We start from the raw sequence: 18,559 nt of genomic DNA on the forward strand, positions 1-18,559 counted from the left end.
ATCAAAAAATAAAACGGAGACACGATGAAAGCCAGACAAGCGATTCGCGCGGCAGTGGCTCTGGGCCTTGCCGGCGCGCTGCTCGCAGCGCCCATGGCCTGGGCCCAGAAGTACCCTGACAAGCCCATCCGCCTCGTGGTCGGCTACTCGGCCGGCGGCGGCGTCGATGCCGCCGCGCGGCTGCTGAGCGCGCGCCTTCCCGCAATACTGGGGCAGCAGGTGATGGTCGAGAACCGCACTGGCGCGACCGGCATCATTGCCGCCGACTTCGTCGCCAAGGCGCCGCCCGACGGCTACACGCTGATGATGGGCGAGAGCGCACTGCTGATCGCCAAGCTGCTGCAGCCGAAGATCCCGATCGATCCGCTGACCAGCTTCAAGCCGGTGGCGGGTGCATTCATTGCGCCGCTGATGATCGTCACCGGCAACGACTTTCCCGCGAAGACGCCGGCCGAACTGGTCGCGCAGCTCAAGGCCCACCCGACGAGCTATTCCTTCGGCACCTCGGGCGTCGGCACGGTGCAGCACCTGGGCTTCGAGATGCTCAAGCAGGCCACCGGCAGTTCGGTGGTGCACGTGCCGTACCGCGGCGCCGCGCAGATCGTGCCCGACGTGATCGGCGGGCAGATTCCCATCGGCGTTGTGAGCGCCACGGCCGGCATGGCGCAGGCCAAGGCGGGCAAGCTGCGCGCGCTGGCGTTGATGAACACTGCGAAGCTCGAAGGCGTGGAGAGCGTTCCGCCGCTGGCCGATGCGCTACCGGGCTTCGACGTGGCACCGCGCATATTCGTGCTCGCGCCGGCTGGTACGCCGAACGAGATCGTCGAGAAGCTCTCGTCTGCGATAAAGGCCGTGCTCGAAACGCCCGAGGCCGGCACCGCGGCCGCTGCCCTGGGTACGTTGCGCGCCTACGTTGCACCTGCTCAGCTCGGCAAGGACATGGCCGACGAGACCGCACGCTGGAAACGCATCATCAGCGAGCAGCGCATCGTGGCGGAAGGGGGCTAGGGTGCGTCTTGAGGCTTGCTGTTCAGGGCACGCTCACGCCGACGGAGTGCCTTGCTCCGCGAATGTCCCCCGGCCTTCGGCCTCCTCCTTTATTTCGCTGCGCAAGGCACCCGGTGTCATTCGCACGCACCCCGAACACAAGCAACACATCACTCCACGGAGCAACTGAAATGAAGCAACCGCACCTGGGCCTGATTGTTCCGCCGGCAGCCGGAGAGGTTCCGGTAGACGGCCCATTGCTCTACGGCGACCGCATCCGCTTCAGCGCACGCGGCCTTGGCCTTGGAGAAATCTCCACACGCGGCTACACGGAAGTTATCGACTCGGTGGTCGAGAAGGCGTTGGCGCTCAAGGATGAGGGCGCGAGCGCTGTGTCGCTCATGGGCACATCGCTGAGTTTCTTTCGCGGCGCCGCGTTCAACCGGCAGCTCGAAGCAGAAATGGCACGCGCCACCGGCTTGCCCTGCACCACGATGAGCAACGCCATCGTCAATGGGTTGCGCCATCTGAAGGTGCGACGCGTGGCTGTGGCCACGGCCTACATCGATGAAGTCAACGTGCACTTGCGGAAGTACCTTGAGCAGAGCGATTTCGAGCCGCTGGCGCTCGAGGGCCTTTCCATCTCCGACGTGCAGGCGGTTGGAAAGGTGCCGACACGGGAGCTGGTGGGTCTGTGCGTCAAGGTGTTCGAAGCACAACCCGGCGCCGACGGTATCCTCATCTCGTGCGGCGGGCTCGTAACGCTCGACGCTGTACGCGAGGTCGAAGCGCGACTGCAGGTGCCCGTTGTGTCCAGCTCGCCCGCAGGCTTCTGGGATCTGGTGCGCACCGCGGGGCTCGATGCGCGTTCGCCGGGCTGGGGGCGGCTCTTTGCCTGGAGCCTCGTCTGAGCCCTTTCAGGCCAGCCAGCGTTCCACGCGTGGCGTGTCGGCCAGCTGCCAGATGCGCTCGCACAGCGCCTTCGCTTCTTCTGCCGTCACGCCTTCGCCGTAGTGCGCCAGGCGCTGCATCTTGTCTTCGATCTCCGCGCGGTCCAGGCTGTTGCCGGGGTCGCCCTTCGGTTCATCCACACGGCCCTGCAGCGTGCGGCCGTCGGTGGTCTGCACGCTGACTTTGCCGATCCAGCGTGCGGGGTAGGCAGTGTCGACTTCATCGTCGAGCTGCATCGCCACCTTGTCGCGGAAGGCCGAGACCTCGGGCGCGAGAAAGTCGCGATCGAACTCGCCTAGGCCCGCGCGGCCGTGCACTGCTATCAGGCCCAGCACCGTGCCCATCGAGAACTTGCCCTGGTGCACGGTGGCCGGCACGGTCACGCGGCCCAGCACGTCGATGGCGCCCTGATGCACGTGCGTGGTCACGTGAGACACGTCGGTGGGCTTCAGCCTGTTCTGCGTCATTACCTGCAGCAGCGCATCGGCGGCAGGGTGGGTGTGGCGGCAGGAGGCGTGGTATTTGAAGGAGGTCTCGGCCAGCGTCCAGCGCGTGCCGAGGCCGTCAGTAAGCCTGGCCGGGTCGGCGTCGCTCGACATGCCCACGCCCAGGCCCTGCGCGCCTTCGAGGATCTTCGCGGCGCCGGTGAAGCCGTCCTGCGCGAGGTAGGCCGACATCAGCCCGCTCGCTGCCGCATGCGCGCAGTGCAGCTGCTTGGAATCGGCCGCGTCGCGCAAGAACTCCCACACACCGGCCGATTGCGTACCGGCCGAGCCGAAGGCGTGCAGCATCTGCTGCGGCGTGAGGTCCAGCAAACGGCCCACCGCAGCGGCGGCTGCGAGCGTGCCTGCAGTCGCGGTCGTATGAAAGGTCTTGTAGTGCGAGCGGCCGAGGAATTCGCCGACGCGGATGCCCACCTCGTAGCCCGCGACCACGGCCGTCAGCAGCTGTGCGCCGCTCGCGCCGAGGCTCTGCGCCACGGCCAGCGCAGGCGCAATCACCACGGCGGCCGGATGGAACACCGAGCCGTTGTGCACATCGTCCTGCTCCACGAAATGCGAGGCCGCTGCATTGACCAACGCAGCGAACACTGGCGAGCTGGTGCGGCGCGAGGTCAGTATCTCGCTGGGTCCGTCGGCGGGGCCCATCATCTGCGCGAAGCGTTCGATGCTGCGCACCGGCCGTGCGGTGCGGGCCGCGAGCACGGAGCCCAGCCAGTCGAGCATCAGGTCTTCGGTGCGGCGCAGCACGGGGGCGGGGATGTCAGCGAACTGCAGTTCAGCGGCGAAGGTCGCGAGCACCTTGCTCGGATGGTCGACTGGGTTCATGTGCATTCCTTCAGAACGAACGGGGCAGGCCGAGCATGTGCTCTGCCACATAACTCAGGATCAGGTTGGTCGAGATCGGTGCCACCTGATACAGCCGCGTCTCCCTGAACTTGCGCTCGATGTCGTATTCACACGCAAAGCCGAAGCCGCCATGGAACTGCAGGCACGCGTTCGCCGCCTCCCAGCTCGCCTTGGCCGCAAGGTACTTCGCCATGTTGGCCTGCGCGCCGCAGGGCTGGTGCGCGTCGAATAGGCGACAGGCCTCGTAGCGCATCAGGTTGGCTGCTTCCACTTCGATGAACGCCTCGGCAATCGGAAACTGCACGCCCTGGTTCTGCCCGATGGGCCGGCCGAACACCACGCGCTCCTTGGTGTAGGCCGTCACGCGGTCGATGAACCAGTAACCGTCGCCTATGCATTCGGCCGCGATCAGCGTGCGCTCGGCGTTGAGTCCGTCGAGGATGTACTTGAAGCCCTGGCCTTCCTCGCCGATCAGGTTCTCGGCCGGAATCTCGAGGTTCTCGAAGAACAGTTCGTTGGTCTCGTGGTTCACCATGTTCAGGATGGGCTGTACCGTGAGCCCCTTGCCGATGGCCTCGCGCAGGTCGACGATGAAGATCGACATGCCTTCGGACTTCTTCTTCACGTCCGCCAGCGGCGTGGTGCGCGCCAGCAAAATCATCAGGTCCGAATGCTGGATGCGCGAGATCCACACTTTCTGGCCGTTGATGACGTAGCGGTCGCCCTTCTTCACCGCCGTGGTCTTGATCTTCGTGGTGTCGGTGCCGGTGGTGGGTTCGGTCACGCCCATCGACTGCAGGCGCAGCTCGCCGTTGGCGATCTTCGGCAGGTAGTTGCGCTTCTGCGCCTCGCTGCCGTGGCGCAGCAGCGTGCCCATGTTGTACATCTGGCCGTGGCAGGCGCCGGAGTTGCCGCCGCAGCGGTTGATTTCTTCCATGATCACCGAGGCCTCGGTCAGCCCCAGGCCCGAGCCGCCGTACTCCTGCGGGATCAGGGCGGCCATCCAGCCGGCCTTGGTGAGCGCGTCGACGAATTCGGCGGGGTAGCCGCGCGCCTCGTCGATCTTGCGGAAGTAGGCATCGGGGAACTGCGCGCACAGGTCGCGCACGGCGTCGCGAATGTCGGGAAAGCTCTTGTCGTTGGCGTTGTTCATCGGTCGTTGCTCAGTCAGTCCTGGCGGGGGCCGCCGGCTTCTTTCTCCACGCGTTGCCAGATCTCGATGGCCATCGGGTCGTCGATCTCTTCCAGGATGTGGCCCACGAGGCCGATGGCGCGCGCCATCACGCCGAAGCCGCGAATGATCTTCCAGGGAAAGCCGAACTCGGCCGCAATGGCGCCGATGGCCCCGGTCGCGTTGATTGGCAGCGACTTGCCCGACACGCGCTCGGCTTCTTCCTGCACCGCCTGCATCAGCGCGACGTAGTGCGTGGAGAGCCCGTTCTCCGCCGCGATCTGGAACAGGCGCGGCGTGCGCGGGTCGATGGGCTTGTGCAGCGGATGGCCAAGGCCCGGCACGATCTGCTTGCGCGCGCGGTGGTCGGCCACGATGTCCTTCGCCATGTCGGCGAGCGGGCGCGTGGGCTTCTCGCCGAAGGGAATCGCCTCGTAGAGCATCTTCGCGGCGCCCTCGGTGCTGCCGACGAACACCGTGCCCAGGCCGCAAAGACCGGCAGCCACGGCGGCTTGCAGTGCTTCGGGTGCGCCCGCATAAGTGAGGCGAGCAGCCAGCGCGCTGGGCGTGATGCCGTGTTCCACCAGCGTGACGACGATGGCGTTGAAGGTGACGGATTCCTGCGGCGTCGGGATGCGCCCTGTCAGCTCCAGGAAGGCCATGTCGCCGAGATTCAGGTGGCCGAGGATTTCCGAAGGCAGGTCGCGCCCGCGCACGGTGATCTTGTCGGGCGTGCTGTGGCCCAGTTCGGTGTGCAGGGATTTCTTGATTTTCGTCATGGCAGCGAATCTAGCCCGCCCTCGCGCGGGGTGGTTCTCTGATTGCGAAACCCTCCCTTCGGCAAATGCAAATGCTCGCTCGCGGGGTCTTCAGGCACGCTGCGGCGATGGATATTGAATCACTTTCGGCAGTGCGCGAATCGGCGCTCGACTACTTCGTTCGCAGCCGCGCTATCCAGCGGCGGCGCGCATGCCTGGAACAACCCGGTGCCGACGAGGCCGAAGGCTGGGGCGGCATCGCCGCGCTGGGCTGGCCCGGCATGCTGGCGCCCGAATCGGCCGGCGGTCTCGCGCTGGGCCTCGACGGCGCGGCGGAGATCCTGCGGGCTGCGGGCGAGCATGTGGCGCCCGAGCCGCTGCTGGCCGTGGCCGGCCTCAGCGCGCTGCTGCTGGCGCGGCTCGGCACGCCGGGCGCGGATGCCCTGCTCGCTGAATTGGTCGCGGGCCGCAGCCTGCCCGCGCTGGCATGGCAGGAAAGCGCCGGCGACCTGAGTGCGGTGCCGCTGGCCTGCGGCTGCGAAGTACGGCCCGGGCACACAGGCGGCGTGCTGCTGCAAGGCGAAAAACTCATGGTGCTGCCCGGCGCGGCTGCCAGCGGCTGGCTGGTGTCGGCGCGCGGAGAGGACGATGCGGTGCTGCTGTGGGTGCCACGCGGCACCGAAGGCGTGACCGAAACGCTGGTGCCACTGGTCGATGGCAGCCAGGCCTCGAACCTGCGCTTCGAGCAAGTGGCGTTGCCGCCCGGCGCAGTGCTGGCCGAAGGCCCGGCCGCGCAGGATGCGTTGCGCCATGCCCTTGCGGCCGGCCAGATCCTTCAATCAGCCGAGCTGCTGGGCGCGGGGCAGGCCATGCTGGCGCAGACGCTGGCCTACCTGCGCACGCGCTCGCAGTTCGGCAAGCCCATCGGCAGCTTCCAGGCGCTGCAGCATCGCTGCGTCGACATGTTCATCCACCTCGAAGTGGCGCAGGCCACGCTGAACGAGGTGCTGGCCTTGGCCGCACAGGGCTTGCCGGCGGACCGGATCGAAGCCGAGGCTAGTCGCGTCAACGCGCGCTGCACAGCCGCTGCGCTGCAGGCGTCGCGAGCATCGGTGCAGTTGCATGGCGCCATCGGCTACACGCAGGAGTGCGACCTGAGCCTGTTCTACAAGCGTGTGCTGTGTCTCTCGGCCTGGCTGGGTAACGTCAGCGCGCATCAGCGCCGGCATGCGTCGCTGTCGGGCTATGCGGAAGCCACGGCGGGTGCGGCCGAGTGGCAGGGTGAGTTCCCGCGCACCGCCGACTGGTCCGCCATGCCCGAGGCCGACTTCCGCAGCATGGTGCGCGCCTTCCTGCAGCAGTGCTATCCGCCGCAACTGCGTTATCTCTCGCACCGCGCGCGCTGGAGCGAGATGCGCGAGTGGTATCTCACGCTGTCGGCGCAAGGCTGGATCGCGCCCGCGTGGCCGCAGGCGCATGGCGGCATGGGCCTGCCGGCGGACAAGCTCATCGCGTGGATCGAGGAGCTGGAGCAGCACGGCGTGGCGCGCGCGCCCGACCAGGGCATCGTGATGATCGGCCCGCTGCTCATCCAGCATGGCACGCCCGAGCAGCAGCAACGCTTTCTGCCGCGCATCCTGAGCGGCGAGCATGTCTGGTGCCAGGGTTACTCCGAGCCCAATGCCGGCTCCGACCTCGCGGGCCTGCGCACCGAGGCCTTGCCTGCGCGCGATGCGCAGGGCGATCACTTCGTCGTGAATGGCCAGAAGATCTGGACCACGCTCGCGCAGGACGCCAACCACATCTTCATGCTCGTGCGCACCGACAAGGACGCACGCAAGCAGGAGGGCATCAGCTTCCTGCTGTGCGACCTGCGCACGCCGGGCATCACCATCCGGCCGATTCATACGCTGGCCGGCGAGCCCGAGTTCTGCGAAGTGTTCTTCGACAACGTGCGCGTGCCGGCAGAAAACCTCGTGGGCAAGCTGCATGGCGGCTGGACCATTGCGAAGGCGCTGCTGGGCTTCGAGCGCATCTTCCTGGGCAGCCCCAAGCAGTCGCAGTACGCGCTGGGCCAGCTGGCGCGGCTGGCACAGGCGCGGCGCCTGTTTGCCGACCCGGTGTTCGCGCAGCGCTTCGCGGCGCTGCGGCTCGACGTGCTCGACCTGTCGGCCGCCTACACGGGCTTCGCGAACATCGTGCGCGCTGGCAAGCCGCTGCCGGCTTCGGTGTCGCTGCTGAAGATCTGGGCGAGCGAGACCTATCACCGCATCGGCGCGCTGCTGGTCGAGGCGGGCGAAGAGCAGGGTGCCGTGGCCGGCGACCAGTTGCTCGACGGGCAGAGCTTCAACGTGCTCTCTCCGCTCATCGGCTCCACCGCCGCAATGATCTACGGCGGCACCAACGAGATACAGCGCAACATCCTCGCGCGGCAGATGCTCGACCTGCCGGCCTGAGCGATGCAGCCGACGAAGAAATACACAACAGGAGACAACGCTCATGACATCGACTCACTTCTCGCGCCGACACCTCATGGCCGCGATGGCAGGCAGCGCGGCGCTGGCCGCATTGCCGCACCGTGCTTTCGCGGAGCAGCCCTTGCCGCCGCTCATCAAGCTCGTCGTCGGCTATTCCGCAGGCGGCCCGGTCGACGGCGCCGCGCGCCTGCTGGCGCCCGCGCTGAGCCAGGAGCTGGGCACGCAGGTCATCGTCGACAACCGTCCCGGCGCCAGCGGCTCGCTCGGCGGCGACGCGGTCGCCAAGGCCGCGCCTGACGGCACGATGCTGTTCTTCGGCGCGAGCCCGACCATCACCATCAACCCGAACGTGCAGCGCAAGATGGCCTTCGACCCGATGAAGGACCTGACGCCCATCGCGCCGCTGGTGGACTACACCAACGTGCTCGTCGTCAACAACGAAGTGCCGGTGCGCAACCTCGCCGAGTTGCTGGCCTACGCGAAGGCGCGGCCCGGCAAGGTGTTCTATGGCTCGGCGGGCGTGGGCGCCTCAAACCACCTGAGCGGCGCGCTGCTGGAGAAGATGACCGGCGTGCAGCTGACGCACGTGCCCTACAAGGGCAGTGCACCGGCGCTCGCCGACGTGATGGGCGGCACCGTGACGATGATGTTCGACATCATCGCCACCTCGAAGCCCTTCATCCAGACGGGCAAGGTGCGCGCACTGGCCGTTACCTCGCGTCAGCGCAACCGCATGCTGCCCGATGTGCCGACCATGATCGAGTCGGGCGTGCCCGGCTACGACGTGGGTGGCTGGTTCGGCCTCTACGGCCCGGCGCGCATGGACCCGGCACTGGTCGCGCGCATGAACGCCGCGGCGCAGAAGATGCTGGCGCGCGAAGACATCGCGCACCGGCTGCGCGAGCAGGGCTACGACGTGTGGTCTGGTGCGGCCGACCTGCTGGCGACGAAGGGCAAGTCAGATCGCCAGCTCTGGGCGACGGCGTCCAAGGGCATCGAGGCGGAATAGGCGATGCAGAAGATTCATCAGCTGTTGGAGGCACGCGCGGTTCGCACGCCGGAGGCTGTCTTTATTTTCGAACCCGCTGGGACGACGACGTATGCGGCGCTGCAATCGATGGTCGACGCCGCCACGCACGACCTGCTGGCCGCCGGTGTGCGGCCGACCGACCGCGTGGTGCTGGTGGCCGAGAACTGTGCCGCGCACATCGCGCTGCTCATGGCCTGCAGCCGCGTCGGGGCCTGGTCGTGCGGCGTGAATGCGCGCATGTCGCCGGGCGAGATCACGGCCATTGCGGAGCGTGCGGATGCACGGCTTTGCTACTTCACGACCGGGGTATCCGAAGCCGCTGAAAAGCATGCGCAGAGGGCCGGTGCAGAGCCTTCCGCACTCGAAGGCGTGATGCGCTCGGCCGTGCGTGCCGAAGCGCGCACCGAGCCCGACCCGGCATTGGCCGACACGGCCGCCATCATCTTCACTTCCGGTACCTCGGGCACGCCCAAGGGCGTGATGGTGTCGCACCGCGGCCTGCTGCATTTCGGCCGCGTCTCGGCCCAGGTGCGAGCCCTGAGCGAGCGCGACCGCGCCTACGCCTTCCTGCCGATGACGCACATCTTCGGCATCGGCACGGTGCTGATGGCCGCGCTCACGGGCGGTGCCGCGCTGGTGCTGCGCGGCAGCTTCTCGCCGGCCGACATGCTGCAGGCGCTGGCGCATGAGCAGGTGTCGAACCTGCTCGGGCCGCCGACGATGTATGCGCGCCTGCTGGCCCACATCGAGGCGGAGGGCGTGGCGCCGCGCTTTCCGCAGTTGCGCTACGTCTACACCGGCTCGGCGCCGCTCGACCCCGCGCTCAAGCAGCGCGTGGAGCAGTTGTTCGGCCAGCCGCTGCACTATGGCTACGGGCTGTCCGAGTACGCGGGCTCGGTGTTTCTCACGCGCACCGAGTCGCCGCGCGCGGACACTTCGGCGGGCTACGCGGTGGAAGGCGGCGAAGCCCGCATCGTGACCCTCGACGGCAATGACGCCGCGCCCGGCGATACCGGCGAGATCTGGCTGCGCGGCCCCGGACTCATGCTCGGCTACTTCCGCGATGCCGCCGCCACGGCGCAGGTGATGCGCCCCGGCGGCTGGTACGCCACCGGCGATCTCGGGCGCTTCGGCAGCGACGGTGCGCTGTTCGTGGTCGGCCGGCTGAAGGAAATGATCATCCGCTCGGGCTTCAACGTATACCCGGCGGAGATCGAGGCGGTCATCGGCCGCTTCGACGGCGTGCACCTGTGCGCTGTGGTCGGCGTGCCCGAGGCCGACGGCAACGAGCAGGTCGTCGCCTTCGTCGAGCTGAAGCCTGGCGCGATGCTCGACGAGGCGGCTCTGCGCGCGCACCTTGTCGAGCACCTGTCGCCCTACAAGCGCCCGACCCGCATCGAGGTGATCGACGCGATGCCGACCACGGCCAACGGCAAGCTGCTCAAGCGCGAGTTGCAGGCGCGTTGCGCGCCGGTCGGCTGATTCAACCGAAGATCGCGGCCCGGCCCTTCTGCGTGTCCATGTACTCGCGCACCCGGGCGATGCGGCCCTCGCGCAGCTCGAAGACGAAGCAGTAGTCGTTGTCGTAGTGCCTGCCGCTGGCCAGCGTGGCCTGCATGCGCTCTTCGAGGATCACGGTGTCGCCGTCGCAGTACAGATGAGAGAAGCTCACCGCGACGTCTGCGACGAAGAGTTTGGGAAAGGCCTCGACCAGGAAATGCGCGATCGCAGCCGGTCCGATCATGTGGTCTGGTACGTCGAGCGCCACCGCTGTCGCGTTGCCTTTGGGCGCCAGCCATTCGGCGTCTTCGGTGAAGACGGCCTGGATGCGCTGCGGGTCGCGGCTCGCAAAGGCCTTCCAGGCTTCGGTGACGGCGCGCTTGTTCTGCTCTGGGGTCATGAGGATCGATCGGGGCGGGGGGTGGACGGAGGCACGAAGGTAGAGGCAGGGCCGAGCGTCGGCGCGCCGTTTCCGGACATTCCCAACCGGTGGGCGGGGCCATCGTAGGCACGCTCCTACACCCGCACCCGGGGTCGGGCACGATACTTGTTAACTCCCCCGTTTCAGGAAGTACCTCGTGACCGTGCCGATGAACCCGACGCCCGTGGCTGCTGCGCAATGAAGGCCTCGCCCAGTGCGCGCAGCTGGATCGCCGCCGGCGTGCGCCACGAACTGCTCACACGTGCGTTGCCCGCCCTGCGGCACGACATGGCGGCGCCCGTCTCGGTGATCCGCATGGCGCTGCTGATGCTCAAGCGGCAGGTTGGCGCCGCCACCATCGACGCCGTGGCCTGCGAAGAGCGGGTGGCGCTGATCGACAACCAGGTGTCGGAGCTGATCGAAGCCGTCCGCTCGCTGCGCGATTGGGAACTGGCCACCACCGACGACGGCATCACCCGCAGCGCGCTGGTGGCGCAATGCGTGGCGCTGATGCGCTCGGCCTTCGACCTGCACGGCGTGTCGCTCGACGCCGATGCCTCGCTCGATCCGCAGGAAGACGAGCACCGCTGGCCTGCCGCGGCGGCCCTGCGCTATCTGTTCCTCGGGGCGTTGGGGTACCTGCACGACGGTGCGGCCGAGGCGGGGGCGATCCGTGTCGAGGCAGATGGTGCGAATGCACTGCGCCTCACGGCCCTGCCGCGCGAACCCGGTGGCACGCCCGCCGTGCTCGATGCGCACCGCGCACCGCGCGCCCTGGCCATCGATGCCGTCGCGCTGCAGAACCTGGCTGAAGACCTTGGCTACGCCGTGGCGCTGGATGGCGACAGCGTGCGCCTCGTGCTCGCGACCGGCAACTGAGTCTTGCTGCTGCGGCCTCGCGCCGCATGCCTCCCCCGTGGCGCTCGCAGGAAGGCCAGCAGCCGCCGTTCGGCCGCATGCAGCCCACGTGATGGCCTGGCCGTGCCGTGCCCGGCGATCCTTTCGAACAGTGCGCCGGTGGCTTCGTCGCCCTCCGAGAGCGCGCTGCCCAGCGCCAGCACGGCCGGGTGCACGTACGCCTTCTTGCAGACTGCTGGCGTGTTGCCGAGTTGCCTGGCGACGGCCGCGAGGATGTCCTTTGCGCTGTAGCGAGTGCCGTCGGCAGCGGCGCGGCCCGGCTCGCAGGCCAGCCGGGTGAGTTCCAGCGCCTGCACGGTGCCGTGCCAGGTGCGGAAATCCTTCGCGGTGAAGCGCTCACCCTGCGCGGCTTCGGCCAGGTAGTCGTTCACGTCGGTGGACGAGACGCTGCGCAGTTCGCCATTTCCGCCTCCCTCTGCATCCTCGTCCACGTACTGGAACAGCGCCTGCCCCGGCAACTGCTGGCATTGCCGCACCACCCTGGCCACGCGCGGGTCGTCGAGCTTCGCCTCGTGCATCACGCCGCTCTTGCCCCGAAAGCGCAGCCGCAGGGCCTGGCCCTGCACGGCCGCATGCCGGTTGCGCAGCGTGGTGAGGCCGTAGGAGCCGTTGCTGCTCGCGTATTCCTCGTTGCCCACGCGCAGCAGCGTGGTGTCGAGCAGGCGCACCACCGCCGCGAGCACCTGGCTGCGGCCCGGCGCCTTCTGGCCCCTTGGCAATTGCAGGTCGCGCGCCACACGGGCGCGGATGCGCGGCAGCGCGAGCGCGAAGGCTTCGAGGCGGTCGAACTTGGTCTCGTCCTTCATCGAGCGCCAGTCGGCGTGATAGCGGTACTGCTTGCGCCCGCGCGCGTCGATGCCGGTGGCCTGCAGATGGCCGTTGGGCAGCGGGCAGATCCAGACCTGGGTGTAGGCCGGCGGAATGGCCAGCATGCGGATGCGCGAGATCTCGTCCACGTCGCGCAGCCATTGCCCCTTGGCATCGCGATAGCGAAAGCGCTCGCCGTGCTTCAGGCGGCGGATGCCGGGCATGTCGGGGTTCACGTAGACGAGGCCGTTGGCGATGGGCGTCGGCTTCGAAGGAGGCCTCGTCGGAGGCTTTGCAGGAGTGGAAGAGTCCGGCATGGTGTTTGCGTGATGGCGTTACATCGCGCTTTTGCCAGCACCGACAATCGGCGGTTGTAGGACGCCGGGCGCGCTTGTTGTCCTTGTCCTGCCGTCCTTGTCCTTCTTAACGGGTTCCAGAATGACTTCTTTCAAGTCCTCCTTTTTCACCGCCCGCTGGCTGGCCGTGCCCGCCGCGGCGCTGCTGTTCACGGCCTGTGCTTCCACTTCGACCCCGACCGCATCTGCCCCGGCTGCGCCCGTGAAGGTCAAGGTCTTCGTCGCCGCCATGTTCGAGATCGGCCAGAACACCGGTGACCGTGCCGGCGAGTTCCAGCACTGGTACGAGCGCTACTGGAAGGGCGCCAGGCCCATTGCGGTGCCCGGCGCACTGCAGCCCGTGTACTGCAACACCGACGGCGTGTGCGGCGCGGTGCTCGGCATGGGCAAGGTCAACTCGTCGTCGTCGATGCAGGCCATCTTGCTGAACCCGCAGTTCGACTTCTCGCAGAGCTACTACGTGATCTCGGGCGTGGCCGGCACTCCGCCCTCGCGCGGCACCATCGGCGAAGTGAGCTGGGCCACCTGGCTGGTCGACTACGACCTGGGCCACCGCTGGGCACCCGAAGAGAACAAGCCCGGCGAACCGACCTTCATGCCGCGCAAGGGCTACGAGGAATACCGCCGCTTCAAGCTCAACCCCGACCTCGTGGGCTGGGCCATGAAGCTCTCGGCCGACACGCCGCTGAAAGACGCCGACTCGGCCCGCAAGTACCGCCTGCGCTACCCCGATGCCGCGGCCCGCCGCGCGCCCTTCGTAGGTACCGGCACGCACATGACCGGCGACACCTTCTTCCACGGCCCCGGCATGTCGAAGCAGGCGCAGTACATCGCCAAGCTCTACGGCGCCGACGACTACGTCATCACCGAAATGGAAGCCGCCGCCATCACCCTCGTGATCAAGCGTACCCACGGCACCGACCGCGTGATGAGCCTGCGCGGCGCCGTCAACTTCGACCAGGGCAGCCCGAAGGAAACCACGCTGCAGCACCTGGACCCTGCACCGGGCGAAACGGCCGGCGGCTTTGCCGAGACGGTGGAAAACATCGAGCTGGTGGGCAGCCGCGTGGTCGATCACATCGTTGCGAACTGGCCGCAGTGGTCGGCCGGCGTGCCCAAGCCCTGAGCTTCGTCGCTCAGGGCCGCACCGGCTTCAGGTGCCACGTCACCGTGAAGTCGAAGGGCGTCCAGCGGCTGACGGTGACGCCCGAGCGCCGCAGCCCGCGCCCAGTCCAGGTGTTGCAGGTCTCGAAGAGGTTGTAGCCGCCTTCGGCTTCGTAGAAGGCGTCCTGGCTGTCGTAGTGCGCGCCCGCAATGGGCGTGGCCTGGCCCGAGGGCAGCGCGGCGCGCACGTAGCCGGCCAGTTGCGCGTACTGCGCCTGCGAGAGCGGCAGGCTGTAGGCGCCGCGCCCCAGCTGGTTGCGCCGCAGGTAGCTCACATGCATCAGCGCGCGGTTGCCGCCCGACAGAGCCCCGAAAGCGCGCGCCGCCGTCAGGTCGCCCCAGGTGGGCGTGTTCAGGTAGAACTCGCGGTCGCCCCAGCCGATGGCGATGAACTCGGCATCGGGCGGCGGCGCCTTGAAGTCTTTCAGCGGGAACACCTGCAGCCAGTCGACGGTGGCCGATCGGATGGGGAACACGTAGTCGGTGTGCACGCCATTGCTCAGCACCCAGGCCTGTACGTCGGCGGTCGCATCGTTCGATGGCTTCGCATTGGCCGGCCAGAACACCAGCACGCAGGCCGTGGCCACGTAGAGGCCGACCAGCGCAACGAAGCCCAGCAGCGTGAAGGCGACGCGCCGCAGCCAGCGTTTCAGCACCATGGCGTGTTCAGAACAGCGACGCGGTGGTCGCCGCCGGTTCCGACGCGGCGCGATGCGCACTGGCCCCGGCGGGCGCCAGCGCCTCGGGGCTGCCCGCCTTCGCCAGCGCGCCCACGCGCACGCCCAGGAGGCGCAGCGGGCGCTCCAGCGGCACGCGCTTCAGGCACAGCCCGCCCGTGTGGCGGATGGTCTTCGCGTCGTCCGTGAAGCGGTCGATGGTCTGGTCGCGTGTGGCGATCTTGAAATCGTCGTAGCGCAGCTTGATGCCGATGGTCTTGCCCACGTAGCCCTTGCGCTGCAGGTCGGCGGCGAGCTGCTCGCACAGCTGCGTGAAGATCGCGCCCAGCTCGGCGCGGTCGCGCACCGCGTGCAGGTCGCGGTCGAAGGTGGTCTCGCGGCTCATCGACACGGGCTCGCTTTCGGTCACCACCGGGCGGTTGTCGCGGCCCCAGGCCACCTCGTGCATCCATGCGCCGGTGGCCTTGCCGAAGGTGGCAATGAGCCAGTCGCGGTCGCGCGCCGCGAGCTGGCCCACCGTTTCGATGCCGAAGCGCTTGAGCTTTTCGTCGGCCTTGGGGCCGATGCCGTTCACCTTGCGGCAGGGTAGCGGCCAGATGCGCGATTCGAGATCGTCCTCGTAGACGATGGAGATACCGTTGGGCTTGTTGAACTCGCTCGCCATCTTGGCGATGAGCTTGTTGGGCGCCACGCCGATGGAGCAGGTCAGGCCGGTGGCATCGAAGATGGCTTTTTGCAGCAGCCGCGCCAGCGAGCGCCCGCCGTCGCGCTGGCCGCCGGGCACGTCGGTGAAGTCGATGTACACCTCGTCCACGCCGCGGTCTTCCATGAGCGGCGCGACCTCCAGGATGAGGTTCTTGAAGGCGCGCGAATAGCGCCGGTACTCGTCGAAGTCCACCGGCAGGATGATGGCCTGCGGACACAGCTTGGCCGCCTTCATGAGCCCCATGGCCGAGCCCACGCCGAACTGCCGCGCCGGGTAGGTGGCGGTGGTGATCACGCCGCGGCCGGTGTAGTCCTTCAGCAGCGGAAAGGACTCGACCGGAATGTCGGCCAGCGTGCCGCCCTCGGGCAGGTTGCGGATGGCTTCGTCCACGCGCCGCCGCCCGCCGCCTATCACCACCGGCAGGCCCTTGAGCTGCGGATAGCGCAGCAGCTCGACCGACGCGTAGAAGGCGTCCATGTCGAGGTGCGCGATGCGGCGGATCGGCGGTGTCGCAGGTGACGGTGGCTGGGTCTGTGAACTCACGGTCACGATTGTCTCGCGGTCGGGCGGCGTGTGCCCGCGCGGGGGAGATCCGGTCAGCGGGTTTCGACGGTCACGAGCAGCGGCGATTCGAACATCGCCACCGGCGAGATCACCGGCTCGTCCATCGGCACCTTGTCGCCATAGCGCTCGCGCATCTTGGCGCGCACCGCAGGGTCGCCCAGGTTGAATTCGCGGATCTTCTGCAGCTCGCCGATGCGCACGCCCAGCGCGCGCTGGTAGAGCTTCCACACGAGTTCGGAGCAGTAGATGCGCTTGTCGGACCATTCGAAGGTCAGGTCGTAGGGCCGCCCTTCGAAGTCAGAGGTGCCCGCGCGCAGTTTGGCCACCGCGCCTGGTGTCAGTAGCGTGTCGGCATTGCGCAGCCGCTTCACCACGTAGTGCCCGCCGTTGCCGCGCGCGGTCCATTGCGCAAGCGGCGTGTAGCGCACCGTCGACACCGCCTCGAACACATAAGGCTTGCCGCCCCGCAACAGCACGATGCCCATGTGGCTGTAGCGCGAGCCGGTGGCGCGCTGCACCGCGATGCTCTGCGCCGAACGCGAGGTGTGGAAGATGATGTCGCCGTCTTTCAGCGTTGCCGCCGCGTGGCTGGCGCTGAAGGACAGGACGAGTGCGAGCGCGACGGGGAGCTTGAATGTCATACGCCGCGCATTGTGCGGCACGCCGCGGCGCTATTTCTCCTCTGGTGGAGCGGCGCTGTCGCCGGTGTCGGGCGGCGCCATCTCGCGCATCAGGCGGTCCACCGCTTCATCGTTCATCGGCTCGGCGGGCGCGAGCGCGGTGGGCGAGCTGCGCAGCCAGCGCGTGGTCTCGGGCAGCGCCATCACCAGTGCTGTCACGGTGGCGAGCACCGCCAGGTAAGGCGCCAGCGCCCGCGCCACGGCAGCCACCGGCGGGCGCGGCGCGACCTGCCCGCGTGCCAGCACCAGCGCATAGCCGAAAGGCGGCAGCAGGAAGCCGGCCTGCAGCACCAGCAGGGTCAGGGTGGCGATCCATGCGGCGTCGTCGAGCTGGGCGAGCACCGGCGGCATGACGATGGGCACGATGAGGAAGATCAGTTCGAAGGCGTCGAGAACGAAGGCGCAGGCCAGCAGCACGGCCAGCACCGCCATGAGCCCGACCATGGGGTGGCCCTGCAGCGACAGCATGAGCCGCGCGATCAGCCCGTCGGTGCCGAAGCCGCGCAGCAGCAGCGAGAAAGTGGTGGCCGCCACCAGCAGCGCATACAGTGCGCCGGTGAGCGCCATCGCGTCGTCGAGCACCTGCCACAGCACCGCTCGCGTGAGCTGGCGCGACACCAGGCCCCAGCCGAGCAGCAGCACGCAGGCGGCGGCCGCGCCCTCGACCGCGCGCACCCTGCCCAGCGTGACCAGCACGAGCAAAGCGCCGATCAGCAGGGGCACGAGCAGCAGCGTCCAGCCTTCGCGCGGCTGCATCGGCTCGCGCGGCGCTGCAGTGGCGGCGGGCTTGTTGCGCCGGGCGCCGAACCACGCGACCGCGAGCCAGCCGATCAGCAGCGCCGCTGCTGGCATCAACGCGGCCTGGAGGATGTCCTGTGTGTTGACGATGCGGTTGGCATTGGCTGTGGGCAAGGCCAGCGTGCGCGCCATGTTCACGCCCTCGGTGTGGGCGCGCAGCATCGCGTCGCCGAGCAGCAGAAGCACAAGCGATGGCGGCACGATCACGCCCAGCGTGCTGGTCACGGCCACGAGCGCGGTGCGTTGTGCAGCGGGCAGGCCTTCGGCTGCCCAGCCCTTGCCGGCCGTGCGCGCCAGCGTCAGCAGGCTGGCGCCGACCGAGCCGTTCATCGGCGCGAGCATCAGGCCCAGCACCATGCCGGCCAGCTCCGATGCGGCGCGCGGCGCGACGAAGGCCAGCGCCTTGCGCAAACCGTTGTACAGGTGCTCGGCCAGCGCCAGCCGGTTGAGCAGCGCGCCCACCAGCGCGTAGAGCGCCAGCGCCTGAAGCAGGTCGTGCTCCAGCAGGCCGATGATGCGCCACGGAAGGTTCTGCAGCAGCGCCGCATCGAACGCACCCAGCGCCAGTCCAGCCAGCGCGCCCAGCGTGCACACGCCGAGCAGCACGGCATAAGTCGGCCAGCCGGTGGTCATCATCAGCGCCAGGGCCAGCGCGAGCAGGGCGAGTCCGAGCCAGGCCATTCAGTGCCCGCGTGGATGGCGCAGTTCGCGCAGGAGATCGAGCGCGCTCTGCACCGCCAGCAACACCGCGAGCAGCAGCAGCGCCACCTTGATCATGAAATAGCCGGGGTTGAAAGTGTCGGGGAACAGCTCGAACGCGGCCACCGAGCGCCACACCGGCACCGTGGCCGTCACGATCAGGAACAGCGCCCACGGCAGCACGCACAGCGCCGCGCCGATGCGGCGCAGCCGCGCAAAGCGCCCGCTGGTGTCGGCAGCCAGGTCGGGCCGCGCCACGAGGTGCGCGCCGCGGCGCCCGGCGTGCCGCAGCGCCACGGCCACGTACAGCGCGAACAGCCACTGCGCAAGGTCGTTGGCCTGCGTGGGGCCATTGCCCGAGCCGGCCAGGTCGCGCAGCGGCCATTGGGCGAACAGCAGCAGGGCGATTGCGATGGCAAAGGGCATCGCCGCGCGGTCGATCCAGTCGAGCCAGCGCGGGGCCGGCGGCGGGGGAGGGGCTGGAAGATCGGCAGATGGCGGCGTCATGCGACGCCGATAGTCTTCCCGGAACCTGACCACCACCTG

The 18,559-nt window shown here is 68.3% G+C and carries 17 protein-coding genes; 7 read left to right on the forward strand and 10 right to left on the reverse strand.

Annotated features, from left to right (window positions below; genetic code table 11):
• Positions 1 to 24 precede the first annotated feature (24 nt).
• Together ACTG4X_RS08985 and ACTG4X_RS08990 are read left to right on the forward strand one after the other, a co-directional pair.
• Positions 25 to 1,008, forward strand: coding sequence for a Bug family tripartite tricarboxylate transporter substrate binding protein (locus ACTG4X_RS08985; protein WP_440533647.1), 984 nt, complete (start codon positions 25 to 27; stop codon positions 1,006 to 1,008).
• A gap of 170 nt (positions 1,009 to 1,178) precedes the next feature.
• The gene (locus ACTG4X_RS08990) at positions 1,179 to 1,898 is read left to right on the forward strand and encodes an aspartate/glutamate racemase family protein (RefSeq protein WP_440533648.1); all 720 of its coding nucleotides are present in this window, start codon (positions 1,179 to 1,181) and stop codon (positions 1,896 to 1,898) included.
• Positions 1,899 to 1,904: 6 nt separating this feature from the next.
• Here ACTG4X_RS08990 and ACTG4X_RS08995 read toward each other — a convergent pair whose 3' ends face one another.
• The 3 genes from ACTG4X_RS08995 to ACTG4X_RS09005 are packed head-to-tail and all read right to left on the reverse strand — an operon-like array spanning position 1,905 to position 5,237.
• On the reverse strand, positions 1,905 to 3,266 hold the full coding sequence (locus ACTG4X_RS08995) for an MmgE/PrpD family protein (protein ID WP_440533649.1): 1,362 nt from the start codon (positions 3,264 to 3,266) through the stop codon (positions 1,905 to 1,907).
• A 10-nt stretch (positions 3,267 to 3,276) separates the two neighbouring features.
• A complete protein-coding gene (locus tag ACTG4X_RS09000; protein WP_093049052.1) occupies positions 3,277 to 4,440 on the reverse strand; it encodes an acyl-CoA dehydrogenase family protein in 1,164 nt (387 codons plus the stop codon).
• A 14-nt stretch (positions 4,441 to 4,454) separates the two neighbouring features.
• Positions 4,455 to 5,237, reverse strand: coding sequence for a citryl-CoA lyase (locus ACTG4X_RS09005; protein WP_435458897.1), 783 nt, complete (start codon positions 5,235 to 5,237; stop codon positions 4,455 to 4,457).
• Between the two features lie 107 nt (positions 5,238 to 5,344).
• Here ACTG4X_RS09005 and ACTG4X_RS09010 point away from each other — a divergent pair, with 107 nt between their 5' ends.
• Genes ACTG4X_RS09010 through ACTG4X_RS09020 form a run of 3 tightly spaced genes read left to right on the forward strand, consistent with a single transcriptional unit; the run spans position 5,345 to position 10,205 of the window.
• Positions 5,345 to 7,672, forward strand: coding sequence for an acyl-CoA dehydrogenase (locus ACTG4X_RS09010; protein ID WP_440533650.1), 2,328 nt, complete (start codon positions 5,345 to 5,347; stop codon positions 7,670 to 7,672).
• Positions 7,673 to 7,715: 43 nt separating this feature from the next.
• Positions 7,716 to 8,702: a Bug family tripartite tricarboxylate transporter substrate binding protein gene (locus ACTG4X_RS09015; RefSeq protein WP_440533651.1), complete on the forward strand. Its 987-nt coding sequence runs from the start codon at positions 7,716 to 7,718 to the stop codon at positions 8,700 to 8,702.
• Positions 8,703 to 8,705: 3 nt separating this feature from the next.
• On the forward strand, positions 8,706 to 10,205 hold the full coding sequence (locus ACTG4X_RS09020; RefSeq protein WP_440533652.1) for a class I adenylate-forming enzyme family protein: 1,500 nt from the start codon (positions 8,706 to 8,708) through the stop codon (positions 10,203 to 10,205).
• A 1-nt stretch (position 10,206) separates the two neighbouring features.
• Here the strand turns inward: ACTG4X_RS09020 and ACTG4X_RS09025 are convergent, their stop codons facing one another.
• Positions 10,207 to 10,623 (reverse strand): nuclear transport factor 2 family protein, encoded by a 417-nt coding sequence (locus ACTG4X_RS09025; protein ID WP_093172309.1) that lies wholly within the window; start codon positions 10,621 to 10,623, stop codon positions 10,207 to 10,209.
• A gap of 219 nt (positions 10,624 to 10,842) precedes the next feature.
• On the opposite strand from ACTG4X_RS09025, the gene ACTG4X_RS09030 reads away from it, so the two are divergent.
• Entirely contained in the window at positions 10,843 to 11,523 is a 681-nt protein-coding gene (locus ACTG4X_RS09030) for a hypothetical protein (RefSeq protein ID WP_093049069.1), read from the forward strand.
• Here ACTG4X_RS09030 and ACTG4X_RS09035 read toward each other — a convergent pair.
• Positions 11,466 to 12,686, reverse strand: coding sequence for a DNA topoisomerase IB (locus ACTG4X_RS09035; RefSeq protein WP_440533653.1), 1,221 nt, complete (start codon positions 12,684 to 12,686; stop codon positions 11,466 to 11,468). The two genes, ACTG4X_RS09030 and ACTG4X_RS09035, sit on opposite strands and share 58 nt — an antisense overlap.
• 121 nt (positions 12,687 to 12,807) lie before the next feature.
• Here ACTG4X_RS09035 and ACTG4X_RS09040 point away from each other — a divergent pair, with 121 nt between their 5' ends.
• Entirely contained in the window at positions 12,808 to 13,851 is a 1,044-nt protein-coding gene (locus tag ACTG4X_RS09040) for a purine-nucleoside phosphorylase (protein ID WP_093049075.1), read from the forward strand.
• 10 nt (positions 13,852 to 13,861) lie between these two features.
• Here the strand turns inward: ACTG4X_RS09040 and ACTG4X_RS09045 are convergent, their stop codons facing one another.
• The 5 genes from ACTG4X_RS09045 to ACTG4X_RS09065 form a co-directional block, all read right to left on the reverse strand.
• The gene (locus ACTG4X_RS09045; protein WP_440533654.1) at positions 13,862 to 14,548 is read right to left on the reverse strand and encodes a TIGR02117 family protein; all 687 of its coding nucleotides are present in this window, start codon (positions 14,546 to 14,548) and stop codon (positions 13,862 to 13,864) included.
• 7 nt (positions 14,549 to 14,555) lie between these two features.
• Positions 14,556 to 15,749 (reverse strand): Y-family DNA polymerase, encoded by a 1,194-nt coding sequence (locus ACTG4X_RS09050; RefSeq protein ID WP_440534374.1) that lies wholly within the window; start codon positions 15,747 to 15,749, stop codon positions 14,556 to 14,558.
• Positions 15,750 to 15,868: 119 nt separating this feature from the next.
• Positions 15,869 to 16,477: a YiiX family permuted papain-like enzyme gene (locus ACTG4X_RS09055; RefSeq protein ID WP_440533655.1), complete on the reverse strand. Its 609-nt coding sequence runs from the start codon at positions 16,475 to 16,477 to the stop codon at positions 15,869 to 15,871.
• A 30-nt stretch (positions 16,478 to 16,507) separates the two neighbouring features.
• A complete protein-coding gene (locus ACTG4X_RS09060; protein ID WP_440533656.1) occupies positions 16,508 to 17,995 on the reverse strand; it encodes a TRAP transporter large permease subunit in 1,488 nt (495 codons plus the stop codon).
• Positions 17,996 to 18,520 carry a C4-dicarboxylate ABC transporter substrate-binding protein gene (locus ACTG4X_RS09065; protein ID WP_093049090.1) on the reverse strand — a complete coding sequence of 175 codons (525 nt, stop codon included), beginning with the start codon at positions 18,518 to 18,520 and terminating at the stop codon, positions 17,996 to 17,998.
• Between the last annotated feature and the right edge of the window lie 39 nt (positions 18,521 to 18,559).

It is taken from the genome of Variovorax sp. YR566, assembly GCF_051992195.1.
In the GTDB taxonomy this organism is placed as follows: domain Bacteria; phylum Pseudomonadota; class Gammaproteobacteria; order Burkholderiales; family Burkholderiaceae_C; genus Variovorax.